20 protein-coding genes and 1 other RNA gene are annotated in these 21,118 nt (G+C 47.0%); 17 read left to right on the top strand and 4 right to left on the bottom strand.

Translation table 11 applies throughout. The features are described 5' to 3' along the window. The first annotated feature begins 499 nt into the window (after positions 1 to 499). The 7 genes from AVZ68_RS20955 (at position 500) to AVZ68_RS16555 (ending at position 4,531) form a co-directional block, all read left to right on the top strand. A complete protein-coding gene (locus tag AVZ68_RS20955) occupies positions 500 to 1,084 on the top strand; it encodes a CotD family spore coat protein (RefSeq protein ID WP_281176641.1) in 585 nt (194 codons plus the stop codon). 69 nt (positions 1,085 to 1,153) lie between these two features. Continuing rightward, the gene (locus AVZ68_RS16575; protein WP_082676727.1) at positions 1,154 to 1,699 is read left to right on the top strand and encodes an SLOG family protein; all 546 of its coding nucleotides are present in this window, start codon (positions 1,154 to 1,156) and stop codon (positions 1,697 to 1,699) included. A 75-nt stretch (positions 1,700 to 1,774) separates the two neighbouring features. After that, positions 1,775 to 2,101 (top strand): cell division regulator GpsB, encoded by a 327-nt coding sequence (gene gpsB / locus AVZ68_RS16570; RefSeq protein WP_059105689.1) that lies wholly within the window; start codon positions 1,775 to 1,777, stop codon positions 2,099 to 2,101. 20 nt (positions 2,102 to 2,121) lie between these two features. Continuing rightward, on the top strand, positions 2,122 to 2,520 hold the full coding sequence (locus tag AVZ68_RS16565) for a reverse transcriptase-like protein (RefSeq protein WP_367576341.1): 399 nt from the start codon (positions 2,122 to 2,124) through the stop codon (positions 2,518 to 2,520). Positions 2,521 to 2,577: 57 nt separating this feature from the next. Beyond that, positions 2,578 to 2,959, top strand: an RNA gene (rnpB, locus tag AVZ68_RS19970) — RNase P RNA component class B. 124 nt (positions 2,960 to 3,083) lie between these two features. Then, positions 3,084 to 3,341, top strand: coding sequence for a hypothetical protein (locus AVZ68_RS16560; RefSeq protein ID WP_059105687.1), 258 nt, complete (start codon positions 3,084 to 3,086; stop codon positions 3,339 to 3,341). 53 nt (positions 3,342 to 3,394) lie between these two features. After that, entirely contained in the window at positions 3,395 to 4,531 is a 1,137-nt protein-coding gene (locus tag AVZ68_RS16555) for a THUMP domain-containing class I SAM-dependent RNA methyltransferase (RefSeq protein ID WP_059105686.1), read from the top strand. A gap of 265 nt (positions 4,532 to 4,796) precedes the next feature. On the opposite strand, the gene AVZ68_RS16550 is transcribed toward AVZ68_RS16555, so the two are convergent. After that, on the bottom strand, positions 4,797 to 5,714 hold the full coding sequence (locus tag AVZ68_RS16550) for an aldo/keto reductase (protein WP_059105685.1): 918 nt from the start codon (positions 5,712 to 5,714) through the stop codon (positions 4,797 to 4,799). A 242-nt stretch (positions 5,715 to 5,956) separates the two neighbouring features. Here AVZ68_RS16550 and AVZ68_RS16545 point away from each other — a divergent pair, with 242 nt between their 5' ends. Next, on the top strand, positions 5,957 to 7,489 hold the full coding sequence (locus tag AVZ68_RS16545) for a gluconokinase (RefSeq protein WP_059105684.1): 1,533 nt from the start codon (positions 5,957 to 5,959) through the stop codon (positions 7,487 to 7,489). A 97-nt stretch (positions 7,490 to 7,586) separates the two neighbouring features. After that, on the top strand, positions 7,587 to 7,862 hold the full coding sequence (locus AVZ68_RS16540; protein WP_059105683.1) for a DUF2564 family protein: 276 nt from the start codon (positions 7,587 to 7,589) through the stop codon (positions 7,860 to 7,862). 136 nt (positions 7,863 to 7,998) lie between these two features. Here AVZ68_RS16540 and AVZ68_RS16535 read toward each other — a convergent pair whose 3' ends face one another. Further along, positions 7,999 to 8,340, bottom strand: a complete 342-nt coding sequence (locus AVZ68_RS16535) for an iron-sulfur cluster biosynthesis family protein (protein WP_059105682.1) — start codon at positions 8,338 to 8,340, stop codon at positions 7,999 to 8,001. 100 nt (positions 8,341 to 8,440) lie between these two features. Here AVZ68_RS16535 and AVZ68_RS16530 point away from each other — a divergent pair, with 100 nt between their 5' ends. Beyond that, entirely contained in the window at positions 8,441 to 9,952 is a 1,512-nt protein-coding gene (locus AVZ68_RS16530) for a carboxypeptidase M32 (protein WP_059105681.1), read from the top strand. A gap of 55 nt (positions 9,953 to 10,007) precedes the next feature. On the opposite strand, the gene AVZ68_RS16525 is transcribed toward AVZ68_RS16530, so the two are convergent. Beyond that, positions 10,008 to 10,646 (bottom strand): MarC family protein, encoded by a 639-nt coding sequence (locus tag AVZ68_RS16525; RefSeq protein WP_059105680.1) that lies wholly within the window; start codon positions 10,644 to 10,646, stop codon positions 10,008 to 10,010. Positions 10,647 to 10,805: 159 nt separating this feature from the next. On the opposite strand from AVZ68_RS16525, the gene AVZ68_RS16520 reads away from it, so the two are divergent. Beyond that, a complete protein-coding gene (locus AVZ68_RS16520) occupies positions 10,806 to 11,834 on the top strand; it encodes a class I SAM-dependent methyltransferase (protein WP_059105679.1) in 1,029 nt (342 codons plus the stop codon). A 269-nt stretch (positions 11,835 to 12,103) separates the two neighbouring features. On the opposite strand, the gene nagA is transcribed toward AVZ68_RS16520, so the two are convergent. Continuing rightward, on the bottom strand, positions 12,104 to 13,276 hold the full coding sequence (gene nagA, locus AVZ68_RS16515; protein ID WP_059105678.1) for an N-acetylglucosamine-6-phosphate deacetylase: 1,173 nt from the start codon (positions 13,274 to 13,276) through the stop codon (positions 12,104 to 12,106). Between the two features lie 237 nt (positions 13,277 to 13,513). On the opposite strand from nagA, the gene AVZ68_RS21085 reads away from it, so the two are divergent. The 6 genes from AVZ68_RS21085 (at position 13,514) to AVZ68_RS16485 (ending at position 20,905) form a co-directional block, all read left to right on the top strand. Then, a complete protein-coding gene (locus tag AVZ68_RS21085; protein ID WP_082676725.1) occupies positions 13,514 to 14,005 on the top strand; it encodes a transposase in 492 nt (163 codons plus the stop codon). Positions 14,006 to 14,376: 371 nt separating this feature from the next. Further along, positions 14,377 to 15,408, top strand: coding sequence for a LacI family DNA-binding transcriptional regulator (locus tag AVZ68_RS16505; RefSeq protein WP_367576340.1), 1,032 nt, complete (start codon positions 14,377 to 14,379; stop codon positions 15,406 to 15,408). 94 nt (positions 15,409 to 15,502) lie between these two features. After that, positions 15,503 to 17,818: an alpha-xylosidase gene (yicI, locus tag AVZ68_RS16500; RefSeq protein WP_059105675.1), complete on the top strand. Its 2,316-nt coding sequence runs from the start codon at positions 15,503 to 15,505 to the stop codon at positions 17,816 to 17,818. Between the two features lie 20 nt (positions 17,819 to 17,838). Continuing rightward, positions 17,839 to 18,720, top strand: a complete 882-nt coding sequence (locus tag AVZ68_RS16495) for a carbohydrate ABC transporter permease (protein WP_059105674.1) — start codon at positions 17,839 to 17,841, stop codon at positions 18,718 to 18,720. Next, entirely contained in the window at positions 18,701 to 19,588 is an 888-nt protein-coding gene (locus AVZ68_RS16490; RefSeq protein ID WP_082676721.1) for a carbohydrate ABC transporter permease, read from the top strand. The genes AVZ68_RS16495 and AVZ68_RS16490 overlap by 20 nt, the downstream gene beginning before the upstream one ends. A 33-nt stretch (positions 19,589 to 19,621) precedes the next feature. After that, positions 19,622 to 20,905 carry an ABC transporter substrate-binding protein gene (locus AVZ68_RS16485; protein WP_059105673.1) on the top strand — a complete coding sequence of 428 codons (1,284 nt, stop codon included), beginning with the start codon at positions 19,622 to 19,624 and terminating at the stop codon, positions 20,903 to 20,905. Positions 20,906 to 21,118 lie beyond the last annotated feature (213 nt).

Below are 21,118 nucleotides of genomic sequence, written 5' to 3'. Positions count from 1 at the left end.
TCAACTGGCGGTTACGCTGGTATTCGTAGGAATCCCCCACTTCAAACAGTCCGTAAGGTTGTTAAGTGGTGGGTAGTTCAATGCCTCATTTTTGCTTAAATTCCGTGGCGGAATATATGCGACCCGGCCTTCGTATAAATCATAGTGAAATGTGTTATGGGAAGGGTGGAGCTGGGATGGGAAGGCTGGTGCGAAGCGCGATCTTTTTCGTGAATATACTTGTGATCTTGACTGGTTTGATTTTTCTCGTTGGCGCTTGGGGCAACCTGAGTGGCGGCAACGCCTCGCTGGCATTAGTAGGTATTTTATTCCTTGGAATTTTAAATGCCATTGGATTCGTAGACTCGTTGCGTCCACCCCAAACAGAGCAGAGGAAACACCGTAGGACATATACCTAAGGCAGGCAAAAGCCTTATAAAATGGGTGGTTCAACTAGTACACCTAGGGGACGACTGTCATAGGGTAGTAGTGACTCATAATCCAAAGGAGGAACTACTTTATGTATAAGAAAAACCATTTTCACGGTTCATCGCCTAATATGCCAATGCATCACATGTCGGGTAACATGAAGCCCAACATGCCAATGCATCATATGTCTGATAACATGAAACCAACCATGCCGATGCATCATAAGCCGGAAAACATGAAACCAATGATGCCGATGCATCATAAACCGAACATGAAGCCGACCATGCCAATGCATCACCAGCCGAACAATATGAAGCCAATGAACTGTGAGGGTCACACTCTTCCGAACATGACACTCCCGACACAAACGAAAGAGTGCCCGCCTGTGGTGCATCCAACGAAGCATAACTGTGTGGAAAGCACGCAGGAATATATTGTTCCGCATATCCACCCATCACACACCACTCATGTAAATAACCATGTGTTTAAAAATGTTCATCATTACCCGCATACCGAATCCGTCACGGAAAATGTCATGAATGACGGGGGCTTTGGAGGACCAGGGGGCCCGGTCCAAGGATGGAATAATGGCGGCAATAATGGACCAATGCCAACGGCTCCATCTATGAACAACGCACCAAAAAGCAACACGATGCCTTCGCATTCAAAAAAATAATCGGCTACTTTTTGACCTGAGCGAGCGGACAGCTCGCTCTATTCTTACTTGAGTGAAGGGGGGAAAACGGTGAAGTCACTTGTGGTAACCGGGTATAAAGCACAGGAGCTCGGAATCTTTAACCAGCAGCACCCTGGAATTAACTACATAAAGAAAACCATTCACAAACGGTTGCTTCCATTGATCGATGAAGGACTGGAGTGGATCATCATTAGTGGACAACTTGGGGTTGAACAGTGGGCCGGCGAGGTCGTTCTTTCATTAAAGGAGGAGTATCCACAGCTTAAGCTTGCCATGCTTCTGCCTTTTGAACATCAAGAACAACATTGGCGCGAGGAAGCGAAAGAGTCCTATGAGCGGCTTTTGCATCAAGCCGATTTTTGCGAGCCGATTACGAAACGTCCTTACGAAAACCCTGGACAACTCAAACAGAAAAATGATTTCCTCATTCAGAAGACAGATGGGCTGCTTGTATTGTATGATGAAGAGAAGGAAGGCTCTCCTCTCTACTACTTAAGAGCTGCCAAGGCTTGGGAAAAGCCAGTTCTGCTCATTTCTCCCGATGAGGTAGAAGAGGTCGTAAGAGAGGAACAGGAAGAACGTGATTTGTTCTAGATTAAAATTGACTTCGACAGAGAGTTTTGAAAAACTATAAGAAGCAGTAGTGAACAAGCATATGAGGTGATGGAGATGAGTAAAGGCAATCAAGACATTCGCTTTACAGCAAAAGAAATTTTGGACAAAGACTTTAAAACGAGTATGAGAGGCTACAATCAAGACGAAGTCGACAAGTTTTTGGATGGAGTGATTCAAGACTATGAAACCTATCAGAAACGGCTCGCCCAACTCGAAAGTGAAAACGAACAACTGAAACAAGATCTAAAAAAGCAAGCGGACCGTCCGCAGCGCGCGCAGACAGCCAGTCAGCAACCGAGCGCAGGTAGCACGAATTACGATATCCTTCAGCGCCTCTCCAATTTGGAGAAGAAAGTCTTCGGCAATAAAATGCACGAATAGGAGGGGCCTCTTTGATTCATGTGAATACGGACGGTGCCAGCGCCGGTGACCCAGGACCATCAGGGGTTGGCATCCTCTTTCGCTTTGCAGACGGTCGGACCGAGGAGAAGCGCTTTGCCATCGGCGAGTATTCGAATCATGAGGCTGAATTTGAAGCATTGAATAGGGCACTTTCCATTTGCTTGGAGCGTGGTTATGCTCATGTCTCCTTTCGAACCGATTCCCGCCTAGTGGCAGAGGGCGTGGAGAATCGCTATGTGCGAAACGCCGCCTATGCTCCTTATTTAGAACAGGTGTTGAAGAAGTATGACCAGCTGGAGCTAGCGTTTATCAAATGGATTCCAAGCAAGCAAAATAAGAAGGCGGATGAACTTGCGCGCCTGGCCATCGTTAAGGAAAAGAAGCGCAAACGAAGCTAATCTTGTGCTCTCTAGGCGAGTGTGTTACACTAGGAAAGTCGCTTAGGACAAGTGCATACATTCAGGTAACCGCTACGTACGGTGTACGTAGAGGAAAGTCCATGCTCGCACGGGCTGCGATGCCCGTAATGTTCGTGCCTAGCCAATTCATAAGCTAGGGTAGTCGGAAGACCGGCTAACGGCAAGAGAAGCACCTACGTCTTTCGATACGGTGTGAACTCTTTGAAAGTGCCACAGTGACGGAGTCTGTTTGGAAACAAGCAGAGTGGAACGCGGTAAACCCCTCGAGCGAGAAACCCAAAACATGGTAGGGGCATTTTCTAGTCCGGAAATGAACGGAACTGGATGAACGACGCTAGGTCGTAGATAGATGGTTACCACCGGAGTACGAGGCTCATCACCGTTTGCAGTACAAAGGAACAGAACATGGCTTATCGAATGGTTGTACGATGATTGATGTAAGCGATCCGAACCCTGTGACAAGGGTTTTTTTATTTGCCTATTTTTTAAAAACAAGCGATAATAAGGGATAGCGTACGCGTCAACAATAAGGGGGGATCACAATGGAACAGAAGAAATTTATGTACATTCTTGGCCTCATTCTTCTTGTGCTTAATTTGATTGGCTTTGCCATTCAGGGGAGTTTTCTCGAAGGAGGCCTTTTCATTACCGTAGCGATAGCGATCTATATGGGGCTTGTTTATTTGCATTATCATTCCGCGAAGACCCAAACATTTTCATCACTGTTTGTTCTAGTGATGGGCGTGCTTGTCGTGACAGGGGCTCTATATGCGTTTGCCACAGATGGCTACTTGCTTTAGGCGCATGAATGCGCGCTCCAAGCAGAACCTTAGGATAACAAAGGGGCTTATACATGGAAAAAGTAACACTTATTGCAACGGCGACAATGGGGCTTGAGGCTCTAGTGGCTAGGGAAGTTCGCGACCTTGGCTACGAAGACGTGGAAGTCGAAAACGGCCGCGTCACGTTCACCGCAGACGTCAGTGCGATTGCAAGGGTGAATCTCTGGCTTCGTACGGCTGACCGTATCAAGCTTAAAGTCGGGGAATTCAAGGCGTACTCGTTTGATGAGCTGTTTGAAAAAACGAAGGCATTGCCGTGGGCTGAAATTCTTCCGCCACACGCAGAGTTTCCTGTCATTGGCCGTTCGGTCAAGTCCAAGCTCTTTAGCGTCTCTGATTGTCAGGCGATCGTCAAAAAAGCGGTGGTGGAGTCGATGAAGACCCGCTACAAGCGCGGCTGGTTTGATGAGGACGGGCCCTTTTACCGTATCGAAGTGGCCCTTTTAAAGGATGTGGCGACACTCACCATCGACACAAGTGGGACGGGCCTGCACAAGCGCGGCTATCGCTACTTGCACAACGAAGCACCTCTAAAAGAAACGCTCGCTGCTGCGATGATCAAGCTGACGACGTGGGATGCCGAGCGTCCGTTTGCCGATCCATTCTGCGGTTCAGGCACACTTGCGATCGAAGCAGCGATGATCGGGCAGAACATCGCCCCTGGCTTCAACCGCGATTTCGCTTCCGAAGGCTGGCATGTCGTTGGGGATCAGCGCTGGAGGCAAGCGCGAGAAGAAGTGGAGGATAAAGCCAACTACGCGCAAGCGCTTGACATTACAGGTTCTGACATTGACCACCGCGCCGTCGAGCTCGCGCAAGGAAATGCGATGGAAGCAGGCTTTGGGGATTTGCTGACATTCAAGCAAATGCAGGTGCGCGACTTTAGCCATAAAGGCTCTTACGGCATCGTCATCGGCAACCCGCCTTACGGCGAGCGCCTCGGCGAGCGACCAGAAGTCGAGCAAATGTACAAAGACATGGGCGAAGCACTCCGGCGCCATGAGACGTGGTCGGCATACATACTGACCTCCCACGAAGGTTTTGAGGAGCTCTACGGCAAGAAAGCAAACAAAAAGCGTAAGCTGTATAACGGGAATATTAAGACGGATTATTATCAGTTCTTTGGACCGAGGCCGCCGAGGGATTGATAGAGAAGCAGGAATGCCTAGTAGAAGGCATAAAAAGCGGAAGAGAGGCAGCTAAAAGAAGAAAGAGGCATGTATTCACCAGAGGATGCAGGTGAATTTTTCAAATCGGCATGTGTTTTTTTGAAATCAGCAGGTAACACGTAAAAAGAGTAAGTGAGAGGGACTTTAAGTCCAAATATAGCATCTCCTCCGTCCTTGCCGATAAAAAATCCCTCCTCGCTCAAACGAAACGAGCATGGAGGGATTTTTTATACAGAAAAACGTTTTACGGCAACACATTCCCCGCAGCCGTGTAGAGCTCGTACCACTCTTTTCGAGAAAGCGTAACGTCTGACGCGGCCGCAATGTCTTTCAGTCGAGTGGCATTCATTGTTCCTGCAAGAACTTGCATCTTAGCCGGATGGCGAAGAATCCATGCCGTCGCGATTGCCATGTTTGTGACGCCTTTGGCTTCTGCGAGTTCGTCGATCTTGGCGTTAAGCTCCGGGAATTTGTCGTTATCCAAAAACACGCCTTCAAAGAATCCGTACTGATAAGGGGACCAGGCCTGAATCGTCATGTCGTGTAAACGGGAATAATCGAGAATGCTGCCATCGCGCACTGTGGCCGCGTCGGTCACCATGTTCACATTGATGCCCGCATCAATCATGCCAGAATGCTTCAAGCCAAACTGAAGCTGATTGGCGATCAGGGGCTGGTCGACGTACTTCTTCAACAGTTCAATTTGCATCGGGTTCTGGTTGCTGACACCAAAATGGTTGACTTTTCCACTTTCATGCAAAATACGAAACGCGTCAGCCACCTCTTCCGGTTCTACGAGCGTGTCCGGACGGTGAAGCAGCAAGACGTCAATATAGTCCGTTTGTAGCCGTTTCAGACTCCCGTCCACGGATTCCAAAATATGTTCTTTGGAAAAATCAAAGAAATCCTTGCGAATGCCGCACTTGGTCTGAATCTTCATTTGCTCTCGGACATCCGCGTTCATGCCAATTGCTTTAGCGAAAATTTCTTCGGACTTCCCCTGGCCGTAGATGTCGGCATGATCAAAAAAATCGATGCCACCCTCAAGAGCTGTGTGAATGAGTTCCCGGGCAGAATCAATCGAAAGATCATTCATTCTCATGCAGCCAAGCGAAATTTCTGACGCAAAAAGGTTGCTATTTCCTAGGTTGATCGTTTTCATAACATCACCTCATAGTTGATCCGTTTTTCTAAGTAAACGTTTTCAATATTTAACTTAGCATGAGGGTTTCGTTTTTGTCAACGCAATAGCTTTAATGGGAATACAATTTCAATTACCGTAAGGATTTTTTCCAATAAGGTTTGTCTACCAAAACTGACCAAAAAAACCACCTGAGACCTATGCAGTGGTACAATGGGTGATGTATGCATGTTTATTTATCGATTAAAGGAGTCCTACTGATAATGAAAACCTATTCACTTGGCTTAGATCTTGGCACGACAAGCACGAAAACGGTCTTGTTCGATGAAGGTCTGCAGCAAGTCGCGTCTCATGAAGTTGAATACCCTTTACTGACACCAAAGCCGTCCTGGGCCGAGCAGGATCCTGCTGTCATCTTGGATGCTGTCTATGTGGCGATTCGGGAAGTTGTCGCTCTCGCAAATGTGCTTCCTGAACAAATTACGGAGGCAGGGATCTCTTCAGCGATGCATTCGCTGATGGCTGTCGATCAAGACGGAGAACCTTTAACACGAAGTATCATTTGGGCGGACAATCGTAGCGCAGAGTTAACGGCGCAACTGAAGTCAGAGAATCGCGCGCTGGAATTTTATAAACGCTCAGGGACGCCGATTCATCCGATGTCCTGGCTCCTTAAGCTTCCCTGGTTTCAGCTTCATGAGAAAGAGCTTGTTGAACGGACGAGCAAGTTTATCTCCATCAAAGAATACGTCTGCTGGGACTTATTTGGTGAGTACGTCGTTGACCACTCCATGGCCACAGGAACGGGACTCTTCTCTCTACGCAACATGGACTGGGACGAAGAGGCGCTTTCTTACGCGGGCATTAGCGCTGAAAAACTCTCTAGACCTGTTGCTACCACCTACGAACTGCCAAATATGAGTCAAGAGAAGGCAGAGATGCTCGGGCTCACACAAGAAACGCGTTGGATTATCGGTGCCGGGGATGGCGTCCTTGCAAACGTTGGGGTGGGTGCTCTGAATCCGGGGGAGGTAGCGGTCACCATCGGCACAAGTGGAGCAGTACGAACCGTTGTCGACGAGCCGCTCATTGATGAACAAGGACGGACGTTTTGCTACGCGCTCACCGAGGATCGCTGGGTGATTGGTGGGCCAACGAATAATGGAGGGATGATGCTAAGGTGGGTGCGGGATGAGTTTTCCGGCGTTGACATCCAGGAAGCGGAGCGTCTCGGGGTATCTGGGTATGACCACTTAATGCAAGTGGCGGGAGCTGTCCCTGCGGGAGCGGAAGGCTTGCTTTTTCTGCCCTTCTTAAACGGTGAGCGAGCGCCTCATTGGGATCCGAACGCGCGAGGAGTGTTCTTCGGCATCGGAATGCATCATCAGAGAGCGCATTTTATACGCGCAGTGATGGAGGGCGTCTTGTTCAGCGTGTATTCTGTCGCTCTAGCCCTCCGCGACGTCAGCGGTCAGGTTTCGCATGTTCGTGCTTCGGGTGGTTTTGCCAAGTCCTCTTTTTGGAGACAGATGCTCGCAGACGTGATGGACAAGCCTGTTTCTGTTCCGGAGACGCATAATGCGTCAGCGCTCGGGGCTGTTGTGCTTGCAAGACATGCACTCGGAAAGATGAAGCTTGAGGACGTAAAGGAGAGCATTCCAGTGGTCCAAACGCATGAGCCGAACCGGCACAATCGAGCGATTTATGATGAACTGTTCACCATGTACACAAGGCTTTATGAAAAACTGAAAGAAGAGTTTGACGAGATGACGCGTGTGCAGCAACGCTATAGCTAAATCTTAAGTTAACAATATTAATGTTATGTAAACTTGGAATAAAAAGTACGGTTTCTGCTTACCCTATATGTAGTCAAGCAAAAAAGGGGTAGATCAGATGAACCACTTTCCTAAAGAGGACTACGGATTTAGTGACCTCAAACAGGTCGAATTAGCGATTGAATCAGCTCAGCACATGGTCGGTCAGGCAACGAGAAGCATGGATCAAGAGCAGCTTGAGGCCGCAACGAATGCGCTTCAAGACGCAAAGGAGCAATTCAAGCGAGCCGTTGCTCACCAAAGCAATGTCGATGAGGCCTTTTATGCGCATTCTAGCGCTCTTTTGGAGCAAGCAGCTCACCAGCTTAGCGAGGCAGAAGACATAAATGGATAATCGGAAAAGCGGAGGCGGGTTGCCCAGAAGTGAGGATGTTGGAGACCTGTCAGAAGAAATCCCGACTTTGGATTTCGATGTCAGGGCGAAAAATCCCGAGCATCTACCCGCCGGAGCTAGCAAAAAGGAGTGCTCGTTACGAGCGACTCCTTTTTGCTTCGTTTTCTTGTTTGGCTAAAGGGTGATGCAGATCATCAAAACGAGGCTGGTTAAACACCACCATGTCAAGGTCTTCGTCATAGTCAATCATCATTTCATCCAAATACCAAAAATCATCTTCCGTTACAAAAAAGGTGATGCTCTCTCGCTCTAGAACATACGCTGAGGCCGAGGGGTCATCATCACGCATGATGCCAACAGAAAAGCCTCCAGAGCCGACGCCGCCCACACGGACATAGAGACGCAGCGTATCTCCTTTTTGCAAGTCCATTTCTTGCTTATAAAATGAGGCCGCTTTTGGCGTGATTTCTAGGTTCAATTCTACCACTCCTTACTGGAAAAAGTGTATCATAAGAAGCAGGCCAACGCGCGCAGGAACTCTTCACGCCGTTGCCTGAGGATTACATAGAAAGGATGGGATGGCAATGGCCAATCAAGAAACAGAAACAGCGTTCTATCAATTGCTGCATCAGATGGATCACTACGGGCAGGCGCTCGCACTGCTTGCGTGGGACTCGCGCACCGGTGCTCCGAAAAAAGGCGTCGCTCAGCGGGCGGAAGTCATAGGGACGCTCTCTGAAGAGATTTTTCGCATTTCAACTTCCGAAGAGTTGAAGCGCCTGCTTGATGAGCTAACCGGGGAGGAAGGGCTCTCTGAAATCACAAGAAAATCGGTAGAAGAGTGCTTAAAAACGTACGACAAAAATAAGAAGATCCCTGCAGACGAGTACAAAGCGTATGTCATGCTACAGACAACGTCCGAAGCCATTTGGGAAGAAGCGAAAGAAAAGGGCGATTTCGCGCTATTCCAACCTTATTTGAAGGAGCTTGTTGATTATAACAGACGCTTTATCACCTACCTTGGCTACGAGGAGCACCCGTATAACACACTGCTCGACGACTATGAGCCTGGGGTCTATGTATCCACGCTTGACCGTGTGTTTGCGCAGTTAAAAGAACGGCTGATTCCGCTTGTGCATGCCGTGGATGCGTCCAGTCACCAGCCTTCAATGGAGCCTTTATTTGAGCATTTTCCAAAGGCCAACCAAGAGAAGCTTAGCGTGGGCATCTTAGAGAAAATGGGCTATGATTTTAGCGCCGGCCGCCTTGATGAGACCGTTCATCCTTTTGCGATCGGTATTAACCCAAACGATGTTCGAGTGACAACGAAGTACAATGAGAACGATTTTCGCGTTGCCTTGCTTGGAACGATTCATGAAGGCGGCCACGCGCTCTATGAGCAAAATATTTCTGAAGAGTTGCAGGGCACGCCCCTCTGCTCTGGCACCTCGATGGGAATCCATGAATCGCAATCGCTCTTTTGGGAAAAATTCGTCGGGCAACACGAGCGTTTTTGGCAGAATGCGTATCCGCTACTTAAACAGAATGCCAGTGGCCAATTTGATACGCTTCCGCTTCAAGACTTTTTCTTCGCCTTAAACCAGGCCAAACCTTCACTTATCCGGATTGAGGCCGATGAGCTCACCTACTGCCTGCACATCATTATCCGCTACGAGCTTGAAAAAGGTTTGTTTGAAGGAAGCATTGAAGTGGAGGACTTGCCGAAGCTATGGAACGATAAAATGGAGGAGTATCTAGGGGTTCGCCCGGAGCATGACGGAGAGGGTGTGCTTCAAGACGTGCACTGGTCGTCCGGATCCTTTGGTTATTTTCCTTCGTACGCGCTAGGCTATATTTATGCGGCACAGCTTAAACAAGCGATGCTGAGGGACATTCCTGACTTTGATGACCGACTCGAAACCGAAGAGCTCGATGGCATTCGTGCTTGGCTGACAGAGCATGTGCATCAATACGGCAAACGCAAAAAACCTGCAGAAATTATCGCGGATGTGACCGGAGGCGGGATTGACGCTGGGCCATTGCTCGATTATTTGGAAGCGAAATACAAAGAGCTATACCAGCTTAATTAAATGAACGCAGGTCTTCCTTCAGTCGGGGGAGACCTGCGTTTTTATCCCTGGAAGACTAGAAGGCGGCGAGAGGCGTTTCCTGTTTAGTATACTGGCTTGCGTTCCAAGGTAGGATCATCTCGGCAAGCCCCGTAACCACCAGTTCAAGTGCAATTACGGTGAGAACCAGCCCCATGAGACGAGCAATGAGGGCAAGTCCGGTGGAGCCAAGTTTGCCCTGTACCCAAGAAGCGACGAACGACACGACGAACGTAACCGCAAGCACCGACGCAAAGGCAATAAATGTGACTCCAACATGCATCCAGCGATGATTTCTACTCGCCGTTAAGCTTGTAACAGCCGCAATCGTTTCAGACCTTGAAATGAGCGAGGGAAAGGAGGCAGCATCGTTCTTTCGCTCCTCCTTTTGCTGTAATGCATACGAAGGCAGGGACTTTACCCGAGCCAGCTGATGACCAATGGCAAACGTGATGACACCACCGACCATTTGCATGGCGTCGAACCATTTCAAAAGGTGCAGGCGAAGCAAGACGAAGACACTCATCACCCCAAGAACGACGAGTACAACTTTTGCTGCCTTCTTTCGATATTCACGTCCCTTGTGACTGTTTGCTATGAGAAAAACAGGAAGGTTGCCAAGTGGATTCATAATCGCCAAGATCGAAACAATGGCCTGTACAAAAAATGAAACCATGAAAAACGCTCCTTTTCTCCTTTTCGAGAGGTAGTGGCCTTAGTTTGAGCAAAAAGGAGAAAACTATGCAGGAAAAAGGAAAATAAATCATTTAATATTGTAAGCGTTTTCCTAGTTGGGTATACTTATGATGTAAGTATTGATCGGAGGAGGGGTGAAATGAGCATGGTGAACCAACTTTCAGAGGTAGAGGAGGGAACTCGGCAGCATCCTTCTTACCGAGAAGATACGCGTGTACTCTCTGAAAAAGAGTACAACAAATTCGTTACCCTCAATACGGTGAACGATTGGTCCCAGCTAAGTTGGAAAGATGTCGGCCGGCCGTATGAAGTCACGTCCTTTGCCAAAGAAAAGAAAGAATGGGAGCAGGCACACAGTCAGCCCCTTCCCGCTCACACGTCTTGGACGATGTTCAATCGCTCGTTCCATTCCTGGTTTGTTAAGGATGTTCCAGCTGAGATGAGCGCTTCGAAAAAAGCATTGCTTAAAAGCTTCAGCTCTTTTAAACTTAGCGAGGTAAAAGCAGCCATCGGCGAAGTCACCCGTATTCATCTATGGAACTACGTCCACCGCATTCAGGATGGCATTTGGGATCCCCGTGGAAAACGAGCGTTATTCGAAGGACTCAATGTTACAAAGCCGCGGATTCTCTATCTCGGCGCAGCAGAGGGGTACGAAGCGATGCAGCTTTCGGCCATGTACCCGGGAGGAGAAATTGTCCATGTCGACTATGACCCTTTCTGCAAAGAAACGCGGTTCGCAGAGTTTCCAGAGTCCTATCCTTTCCTAGGGGAAAACGAACAGACCAGTGGTAAGAAAATTTACTATAAAGACGATTTTTCTAGTGAGTACCTCGTTGAAGACATCCGTACCCTAACATTCGGGCGCGAGTTTGATATTGTCATCAGTGTAGGCATGCTCGAGCATTTTCCCGATGAACTAAAGCCAGAAGTGGTAGAGTGGCACAGGAAATTTCTGAAGCCAAACGGCTATATTGTCATGACAACCCCAAGAGCCCAGCTACGCTCTAAGCTGTATTACGAACTAATGGCGGACGTGATGAATCACACGTATCGTGAACTGATGACGGTTGAGCAAATGGGGTTATACCTGCATGAAAACGGACTAGATATCAAGCGGCATGGGTATATTAAAGTGCACAATGGGGTGGTGGCGCAAGTTCGGTGAGAGGGAGGGGAGGTCGGGTGGATATTGCATCTTGTAGAAATGCCTAAGCCGAAGTGATGCCTCCCATGTTCACATTGCAAAGGAATCGAACTTCCACTTTGCTTAGGGTTGATATTTCATCCAATAAAAGAGGAACTTCCTACTCTACTTTCAAAAATCTCTACAGGTAACCCTATAGAGATTTTTTTCTGTTTATCGAATGTTTTTAGGGCTGCCTATAAGAGATAAAGGTTTACAAGACTAGCAGAAGAGGGCGCGCTACCCTCCCCCTAGTATTTCGCCAAGGAGCCGCTTCGGCTATAAACCATGTTCCCATTGATCATTGTCCACACCACCTCAAAACGATCGTTCATAAGGACTAGGTCTGCGTCCGCCCCGGGGGCGATCCGCCCTTTGTTTTCCAGTCCCAATATATTGGCCGGCGTCTCTGTCGCCATCCTCACCGCATCCCTTAAAGGAATTCCAGATTTTACGGTTTTTGCCAACGCTTCATTCATTGTAACCGTACTAGATGCGAGCGTACCGTCCGTTAACTTAGCAACCCCCTGTGATACATGGACCTGATGTCCTCCAAATGAGTAAGTTCCATCTCCCATTCCCATAGCCTGAAGAGCATCTGTAATCAGGACCATTTTCTCAGATCCCTTCTCCCGGTATAACAACCGCACTATCGCTGGGTGAAGATGGACATCATCTACGATCGCTTGAACGCTAACGCTGGCCTCTTCAAACGCTGCTAAAATCAAGCCAGGGTCACGGTGGTGAATGGGCCGCATGCCATTAAAACAATGGGTGACATGACTCGCACCGACCCCAAACGCTTGTTTAGCTTCCTCATAAGTGGCGTCCGAATGGGCAATGGCTGCAATGATCCCGCATTCCTTTAGGAAGCTTATCATTTCTAGGCCGCCCGTCAGCTCAGGTGCCAATGTCACCATTTTTATTAGCGAACCAGCTTTGTTTATGATAAATTCCATTTCCTCCAAATGGGGATGCCGCAAATATTGTTCGTTTTGCATGCCCTTGCGTTTGACATTTAAGTACGGCCCTTCTATGTGCATCCCTGCAATTCGAGCCCCCGGTTCTCTGCCCACGGTCTCCGAGACATTGGAGATTATTTTAAGAAGGTCCTCTAACGATGATGATACCGAGGTTGCCACAAAGGAGGTGCACCCCGTACGAGCGCAAGCGTTCGACACAGCCTCCACACTTTGGATCGTCCCATCCATCATGTCAAACCCTTCCGCCCCGTGAATATGTACATCGATCATTCCAGGGATGAGGAGATGGCCCTGTCCATCAATTTCAGAATCAGCTGTAGGTAGAGGAGACTCTTCATTGAGACCCACTGATTCAATGTGACCATCTTGAATCAACACCCATCCAAGTTTCGGTTCCTCATCGTATAGCAAACGAACCTTACGAATTAAAAGAGTGCTCATACCATTCATCCTCCTAAGTTCGGTTGTACGACCAGTATAATGGATTAACAAACAATTGCCATTAAAAATATTTAAAAACTTGACTCTTGCAAAAAAATTGTCGTGAAGAACACCGTCGAAAATGCTCCAAATTTCGTATAAGATCAGAGCGTTTGTCGAAGGTGCAAAATAAAAAAGGACATTCCACCCTTTTTGGTGAAATTTTTGGTTAGCGCACCCAAATAGCCAAAAAGGAGAATGTCCACTATCATGGTACCCTTCAATGCATCCATCGTCAACTTTGTTTTTTCCTTGGGATTAACGTTTTCCAAACCTCAAATGAATCACCTGTTGAACTTTATGCAAGGACTGATCTTGACGGATGGACGGATGACGGTTTCGCAAATCCGTCGGTCGACCCACGAGGCCCGTGATTTGAGTTGTATGACACGGTTTTTGAATGAATCGCCATGGTGCCCCAATCGTCGTCGGCGCCTCGAGTTGATGAGGAGCAAGATCAAACGGGCGCGCGCCAAACAAGGAGATACACGACCGATCGCCTTCCTCATCGTGGACGACTCCCAATGCAAAAAAGATCGTTCGACGTCACGGATGGAAGGACTAGACCACCATTTCTCCCATTCGGATAGAAACGGTTTGGTCCCATTGTGTCGTTACAGTCCATTTGGTCAGCGAAGAGCACTCTTTTGCCTGGGATTTCCGCTCCTACTTTCGTCAACCTTACTGTGAGCGAAACGGTCTTCCCTTCAAAAGCAAGGTGTATCTGGCTATCGACTTAATTCAGGATTATGAACCAGCGACAGAGGATGAACAAGTGTACGTCCTCATGGATAGCTGGTATACGAATAAAAAAGTCATCGATGCGTGTAAGTGGGGGTGAAGGGGTAGGGAGAGTAAAACCTGGGCATCTGTATACTCCGCTGTGCTACTCTAATACCAATCACGCCTGTAGGAATGTAAAAAAGCCGATCGTTTAACAAGACTTGATGAGCGCCGGTTTTTCCCTCGTCAATTAATTTTTACGATCTTCGAACTAAAAAGGACTTGAACCTTTGCGGGAAATGATGTACGATAATCATTACCTAAACTAGGAAGGAGGTATCTATCTGAAAGCGCTCACTAATGTCACGGCAAAAACCATTGCTGAACACTTGGGGTTATCGATTGCTACAGTAGATCGAGTCCTGAATAATCGAGGCAATGTGAAGAGAGAAACATATGAAAAAGTCATAGAAACAGCGGAAGAGCTTGGGTATAAACCGAATAAACTCGCCCGTTTTTTATCGAGGAAGACGGAATACCGGGTGGCACTTGTGTATCCCAAGTACGTAAAGTTCTTCTGGGAGCAAGTAGAGGTTGGTATTAAATCGGCGTTGGATGAGCTCTCTGATTATGGGTTACGTGTCGATACGTTTCGTACCTCGAGTCCGAGAATACCAGCTAGGGATGTAATCAGAAAACTTATTGATTCAGACAACTATCAAGGAATTGCTATAGCTCCTGGAGAAGAAGACTTGTCGGATCTGATTAATGACGGTGTGGCTAGGGGGATAAAGATTTGTACCTTTAATCAGGATGCCAAAAAAAGCGATCGCCTGTTTTATGTTGGGGCAAATTATCGCGAGGCGGGTCGGCTAGCAGGCGAGTTGACGTGCAAGTTCTGTGGTAGGTCTGGAAAAGTCGCGATTTTTGGGGCAAATGATGACTTCCAGACGACTGAAAAAAATAAGGGCTTCTTCGAGGTTGCTGAGTTTTATCCAGAACTTGAAGTGCTGGGTCCTTATTCTCTTGCTGGACCGAGTTATTCCGAGGAACAGTTGAAATATGTACTCCAGGGAGTCTCGGGTGTCTATGTATCTACTGCTGAACTTGGAGATGTGGCAGAGCTTGTGTCAACCCAATCATTGCGAGACTTGGTTATGGTCGGTCATGACATGAATCAACAGATGCTTGAATACCTTGAGGAGGGGATTGTTACGGCAACGATTAATCAAGACCCTGCCGGGCAGGGATACTTTGCGTTAACCAATCTTTTTCAGCAACTAGCCTATGAGGGTATCGATGGTTCTGTTGAAGGTGTAGATGTTAGGCTTGAAGTGATTATGAAAGAAAATGCTAAGTTCTATATTTGATCTTAGCAATTACTGGCGAAAAAATGATGTACGTATGTCAAAAAATGATGTACGATCATCATTTTTAAAGATTTGATTAGTTGAGGTGAATAGAATGAAGTTTAGTAATGGCTGCTGGCTGAACAAAGAGGGGTATCACCTCTCCTTTCCACAAGAGGTGTACGACCTACAGAGAACCAAGGATGAGGCAACGCTGTTCGCCCCGTTTCAGAAAATTGTTCATCCAGGGATGACATTGGATGGGGGAATGTTAACGGTAAAGCTTTCGTCGCCAATGAGAGACGTGATTCGTGTCAAAAGTGTACATCATGCCGGTGGGGTAGAAGTAGGGCCGCGCTTTGCTCTTAACGAGCTTAGACCTGATATCACTATGGAGGAAACGGAGCACGTATTCAAATTTCAAAGCGGTGATTTAACGGCTATTGTAACCAAAGAAGACTATAGTATTGCTTTTATTAGAAAAGGAGAGGAATTAACGAAAAGTGAAAAAAACGGGCTTAGCTACATTCGTGACGATCAGAATGTCCCTTTCATCCGTGAGCAACTCTCGATCGATGTTGGCGAATGGATTTACGGTCTGGGAGAACGATTTACTTCGTTTGTGAAAAATGGTCAGTCCGTCGAGGTATGGAACGAAGACGGAGGCACGGGGAGCGAACAGGCGTACAAAAATATACCGTTTTACGTGAGCAATAAAGTCTATGGGGTGTTTGTTAATCACCCTGAGCGTGTCTCATTTGAAATTGGTTCTGAAAAAGTCTCAAAAGCTCAGTTTAGCGTGTCAGGAGAAGAGCTTGATTATTATATCGTCGCTGGAGATACATTGAAAGATGTACTTGCAAACTATACTGCGCTTACTGGGAAACCGCCCCTCCTGCCAAAATGGTCCTTTGGTTTATGGCTGAGTACTTCCTTTTTAACGAGCTATGATGAAGAGACGGTCAATCGTTTTATCGATGGAATGGTTGAACGTGACCTCCCTATGGACGTGTTTCATTTCGATTGCCTTTGGATGAAGGAGTTTGAGTGGTGCAACTTTGAATGGGATGAGCGAATGTTCCCAGATCCAAAGGGGATGCTCGCACGATTAAAGGAAAAAGGGCTCAAAATTTGCGTTTGGATTAACCCATACATTGGTCAAAAATCGACCTTATTCGCCGAAGCAAAGGAAAAAGGTTTTCTAATCAAACGAGCGGATGGAAGCGTCTGGCAATGGGACAAATGGCAGCCAGGCCTTGGGGTTGTTGATTTTACAAACGAAACAGCACGGCAGTGGTATACGGAAAAATTGGAAACTCTAATTGATATGGGCGTGGATAGTTTCAAAACGGACTTCGGGGAGCGAATTCCAACCGATGTCGTTTATGAAGATGGATCAAATCCGTTGAAGATGCACAACTATTACACACATCTGTATAATGAAACCGTTTACGATTTGTTGGAAAAACGACTTGGCAAAAATGAAGCAGTCTTGTTTGCCCGTTCGGCAACTGTGGGGGGACAGCAATTCCCAGTGCACTGGGGAGGGGATAGTTTTTCTAATTATACGTCAATGGCGGAGACCTTGCGTGGGGGGCTATCCCTAGGTCTCGCAGGCTTCGGTTACTGGAGTCACGATATTGGAGGCTTTGAAACTGGATCGTCACCTGATCTATATAAGCGGTGGACGCAGTTTGGGCTTCTTTCCTCTCATAGCCGCTATCACGGCAGTGGGGATTATAAAGTGCCATGGCTTTATGATGAAGAAGCTGTGAAGATTACGCGCCAGTTTACCAAGCTGAAAATTAAATTGATGCCATATCTCTATAGCAGTTCTGTTGAAACTACTGATAAAGGTCTTCCGATGATGCGACCCATGATGCTTGAGTTCCCAGAAGACGAGACGTGTCACGTGCTAGATCGGCAATACATGCTTGGAGAGAAGCTGCTTGTTGCTCCGGTTTTTAATAAAGAAGGGACTGTTCGGTATTATGTACCAAAAGGAACGTGGACCAACATGCTGACAAATGAAAAGGTGGAAGGGGAGAAGTGGCATACGGAAACGCATGACTACACAACGCTGCCATTGCTTGTTAAAGAAAATACTGTACTCGCAGTTGGAGGGACTGATAGTACCTCGGATTATGAGTACACAGAGAATGTAACGTTTCATCTGTTTGAGATTCCAGACGGGCAGAAGCAGGAGTGCTTGATTCATGATCAGACAGGGGGAGTGGTAGCTCGTGGGCAGGTTGCAAGGGACGGGCGCCGATTGACGTTTCAAACAACCGGTCTAAAAAATCCTTATCAGCTTGTGCTTCGAAATCTATTTACCGTGAAGTCAGTATCCGGCGGAGAAAGCGAGCAGTCTCCGGAAGGAGCGCTTATTCAAGTAAGGACTCCAGAGGAAGTTGTGACGATTGATTTGTAACAGGAGAGGAGCAGTACATTGTGCATACAAAGAGTAGAAAGAGATGGGCGTATTTTTTTATAGGTCCTCAGCTCATCGGGCTACTAGCGTTTTCTGCGATCCCTTTGATTTCAGCCTTTGTTCTTAGCTTTATGGAATGGGATGGTTTTGGCCAGCGAGAGTTTGTTGGGCTTTCCAATTACATTGAACAGTTTAACAATGAGAGCTTTCGAATTGCCTTAATCAACACTGCCTATTACACCGTGATGGTGGTGCCTGGAACCATTCTATTTGCCTTGCTTGTTGCACTCGCTCTAAACAAGGTTAGAGGAAAAGAGATCTATCGAGTCTTCTTCTTCATGCCTGTTGTTACAAGTGCAGTCTCCATTGGAGTGATTTGGATGTGGCTTTTGAATGGAGACTTTGGGTTGATTAATCAATTACTTGCTTATTTGGACATCAGCGGACCGCAGTGGCTGGTAAATAGCAACCTGGTTCTTCCGTCCATTGCAGCGCTCAGTATTTGGTGGGGGCTTGGCACCAACATGGTCATCTTTTTAGCGGGGCTGCAAGGAATATCTAAAAGCTATTATGAGGCAGCGGAAATGGACGGGGCCAACAGCTTTCAGAAATTCTGGCACATAACGCGACCGATGCTCTCACCTACGACCTTTTTTATTATGATCATGGCGATTATCTCCTCGTTTCAGGTGTTTGATCAAGCGTATGTAATGACTTCTGGGGGACCTGGGAAGGCAAGCTACACGCTTGTTTACCACGTTTATGACCTTGCTTTTGATCGCTTTACCTTCGGGGCGAGCTCAGCTGCGGCGATGATTTTATTTGTAATCATCCTAATCTTCACGTTAGTCCAATTCATTTTCTCAAGAAAGTGGGTGCATTATGAAGACGGAGGTAAATAGCCGTTCGCTTACTCCTGGGAAGGAACCTAAGCTTAAACAACGGAAGAGAAATCCGACGCCGACCATTTTGTTGCACACATGCCTAGTCATCGGCGCACTCGTCATGACATTTCCATTTATCTGGATGTTTTTAAGTGCTGTAAAGCCGATGGATCAAATTTTTGCTGTCCCACCCGTATGGATTCCCGACCCATTTGTCTGGAGCAACTTTCTCGATTCTTTGCAAGCAATGCCATTTGGTAGAGCTTACTTTAATAGCTTCTATATCTCTATGATTGTTGTCGCAAGCCAGATCGTGACATGTTCAATGGCTGCCTATGCCTTTGCCAAGATTAAGTTTCGTGGATCAGGCATGTTGTTTATCCTTTTTCTTGCGACGATGATGGTACCGATGCAGGTCACCCTGATTCCTCTCTATTTAATCATGGATACAATTGGATGGCTGGATACTCATCTTTCAATTATCGTTCCTAGCGCACTGTTCAATGCGTTCGGTGTCTTCTTGCTTAGACAGTTCATTATGGGGATCCCAAAGGAGATGGAAGAGGCAGCAGTCATTGATGGAGCGAACCCTCTGCAAATTTATGCAAGAATTATTTTACCGCTCATTAAGCCAGCACTAGCCGCATTTGGGATTTTCTCGTTCATCGGTGTATGGAATAACTTTATTCAACCGCTTGTTTTTTTAAGTTCCACGGAGCTGTTTACTGTTCCTCTTCTACTAAACTATTTTAAAGGGTTATATGTGACAGACTGGGCGCTAATGATGGCGGGTGCCACAATCTCAGTTCTTCCCGTACTCATTGTCTATGTCATTGCACAGAGACAGATTATTGAAGGCATTGCGTTAACAGGTGTGAAAGGCTAATTCAACAGTCATATCTATAAGGGAGGAGAAACAATGAAGAAGTGGGTTGGAAAGCTTGGGGTTGTAGGGTGTGCGGTAATCATTACAGGGTGTAGTGGAAGTGGAGAGGGAACAAGTGCTGAAGGAGAGGAGGTTAATTTAAGCTTTGTCTCATGGGGAGATCCAGAGGAACTAAAAGTGTATCAACGTGCGGTCGACTCGTTTAACGAAGAACATGAAGGAGAGATTCACGTAGAGTTATCTGGACTACCCACAGATAATTACACGCAGATCTTAACTACACGTCTTCAAGGCGGGCAAGCACCCGATGTTTTTTATGTGCAGGATTTCGCGATGTCGACTTTTATTGATACAAATTCGGTTTTGGAACTCAACGAGTTTTTAGAAAGTGATGAGTCGTATGTAAGTATTGAAGATTTCCCAGAAGACATATGGGGACCGACCGACGTAGATGGCACAAAATACGGTTTAGTTCCTGACGCGAATCCGTTTGTGATGTACTATAACAATTCGGTTTTTGAGGAAGTCGGTGTAAAGTCTCCACAAGAGTACTTTGATGAAGGGGAATGGACATGGGAGACACTTGAAGAAATTACGGACCAGTTTAAAGAAGCGGGCAAACACGGGTATGTCCAAGATGGGGGACCATTCGGGGTCAATACTTGGATTTACAACAACGGAGGAGATTTTGAAAAAGATGGGAAAGTCGTCGTTGATACAGATGAGAAGACGATAGAAGCCATTGAATTTGTCAGCCGCATGGTTCAGGAAGGGAACTTTGTTTTTTCCGGAACGCTTCCACAAGGGCAAGGGAGAGATGCGATGTTCATGTCAAATCAAGTAGCTCTTGTTGGTGCGGGGCGCTGGCTCACACCGATGTTCTCAGAGGCGGGACTCGATTTTGATTATATTCCATGGCCAACCAATACAGAAAATCAGATGGAGCCAACGCTTGTAACGTCTGGTTACATTGCAGCCAACGCTAATACGGAGCACCAAGAAGAAGCGATGAAGTTCATCTCTTACTATACGTCCGAAACAGGCCAAGACATTAGGCTTTCTGATAACGGAAACTCCATTCCGTCCATTGATGGCCTAGATCATGTAGTCACTGATGATCCAGAACCGGAACACGCGTCTTATCTTCTTGATGCGCTTGAAATTGGTCGACCGATTGTCTACGAATTTGCGATACCGGGTCTTTCGACGGATCTTGAAGACATTTATGAGCTTATGTTCATTGGAGACATTACGACGGATGAGGCGATCAAGCGTCTTGCTGAAACGGCGAGAGAGAGTGAGGAAGCTCAGGAGTAAGGCTTCATTTGTTGATACGATCGGCAGTCTTGAGAGACTGCTGATCGTTTCTGGGTGAGTCCGGCATGTGCACAGACTCTAGGGTTGACCAAACGGTGAAAGTCGCTGTAGACTGTTGGCTGAAGGCAAAGGTGTCTGAAACAGAAAGGAACAACAAATAATGTAAACGCTTTAACTATGCTGTTCTTTTTTGTTTGTTTCGACAATATGGTC

Source organism: Shouchella shacheensis (assembly GCF_001484965.1).
Lineage (GTDB): Bacteria > Bacillota > Bacilli > Bacillales > Bacillaceae_D > Shouchella > Shouchella shacheensis.
Note: the sequence above shows the minus strand (reverse complement) of the source record. Positions and strands in the feature narration are given on the sequence as shown.

Bases quoted from the DNA above. Each gene is read 5' to 3' on its own strand.
- AVZ68_RS20955 (WP_281176641.1), top strand. From the start codon at position 500: ATGTATAAGAAAAACCATTTTCACGGTTCATCGCCTAATATGCCAATG.
- AVZ68_RS16490 (WP_082676721.1), top strand. From the start codon at position 18,701: ATGAAGACGGAGGTAAATAGCCGTTCGCTTACTCCTGGGAAGGAACCT.
- AVZ68_RS16530 (WP_059105681.1), top strand. From the start codon at position 8,441: ATGGCAATGGCCAATCAAGAAACAGAAACAGCGTTCTATCAATTGCTG.
- gpsB (WP_059105689.1), top strand. From the start codon at position 1,775: ATGAGTAAAGGCAATCAAGACATTCGCTTTACAGCAAAAGAAATTTTG.
- AVZ68_RS16540 (WP_059105683.1), top strand. From the start codon at position 7,587: ATGAACCACTTTCCTAAAGAGGACTACGGATTTAGTGACCTCAAACAG.
- AVZ68_RS16525 (WP_059105680.1), bottom strand. From the start codon at position 10,646: ATGGTTTCATTTTTTGTACAGGCCATTGTTTCGATCTTGGCGATTATG.
- AVZ68_RS16520 (WP_059105679.1), top strand. From the start codon at position 10,806: ATGAGCATGGTGAACCAACTTTCAGAGGTAGAGGAGGGAACTCGGCAG.
- yicI (WP_059105675.1), top strand. From the start codon at position 15,503: ATGAAGTTTAGTAATGGCTGCTGGCTGAACAAAGAGGGGTATCACCTC.
- AVZ68_RS16485 (WP_059105673.1), top strand. From the start codon at position 19,622: ATGAAGAAGTGGGTTGGAAAGCTTGGGGTTGTAGGGTGTGCGGTAATC.
- AVZ68_RS16555 (WP_059105686.1), top strand. From the start codon at position 3,395: ATGGAAAAAGTAACACTTATTGCAACGGCGACAATGGGGCTTGAGGCT.
- AVZ68_RS21085 (WP_082676725.1), top strand. From the start codon at position 13,514: ATGTCCACTATCATGGTACCCTTCAATGCATCCATCGTCAACTTTGTT.
- nagA (WP_059105678.1), bottom strand. From the start codon at position 13,276: ATGAGCACTCTTTTAATTCGTAAGGTTCGTTTGCTATACGATGAGGAA.
- AVZ68_RS16560 (WP_059105687.1), top strand. From the start codon at position 3,084: ATGGAACAGAAGAAATTTATGTACATTCTTGGCCTCATTCTTCTTGTG.
- AVZ68_RS16545 (WP_059105684.1), top strand. From the start codon at position 5,957: ATGAAAACCTATTCACTTGGCTTAGATCTTGGCACGACAAGCACGAAA.
- AVZ68_RS16550 (WP_059105685.1), bottom strand. From the start codon at position 5,714: ATGAAAACGATCAACCTAGGAAATAGCAACCTTTTTGCGTCAGAAATT.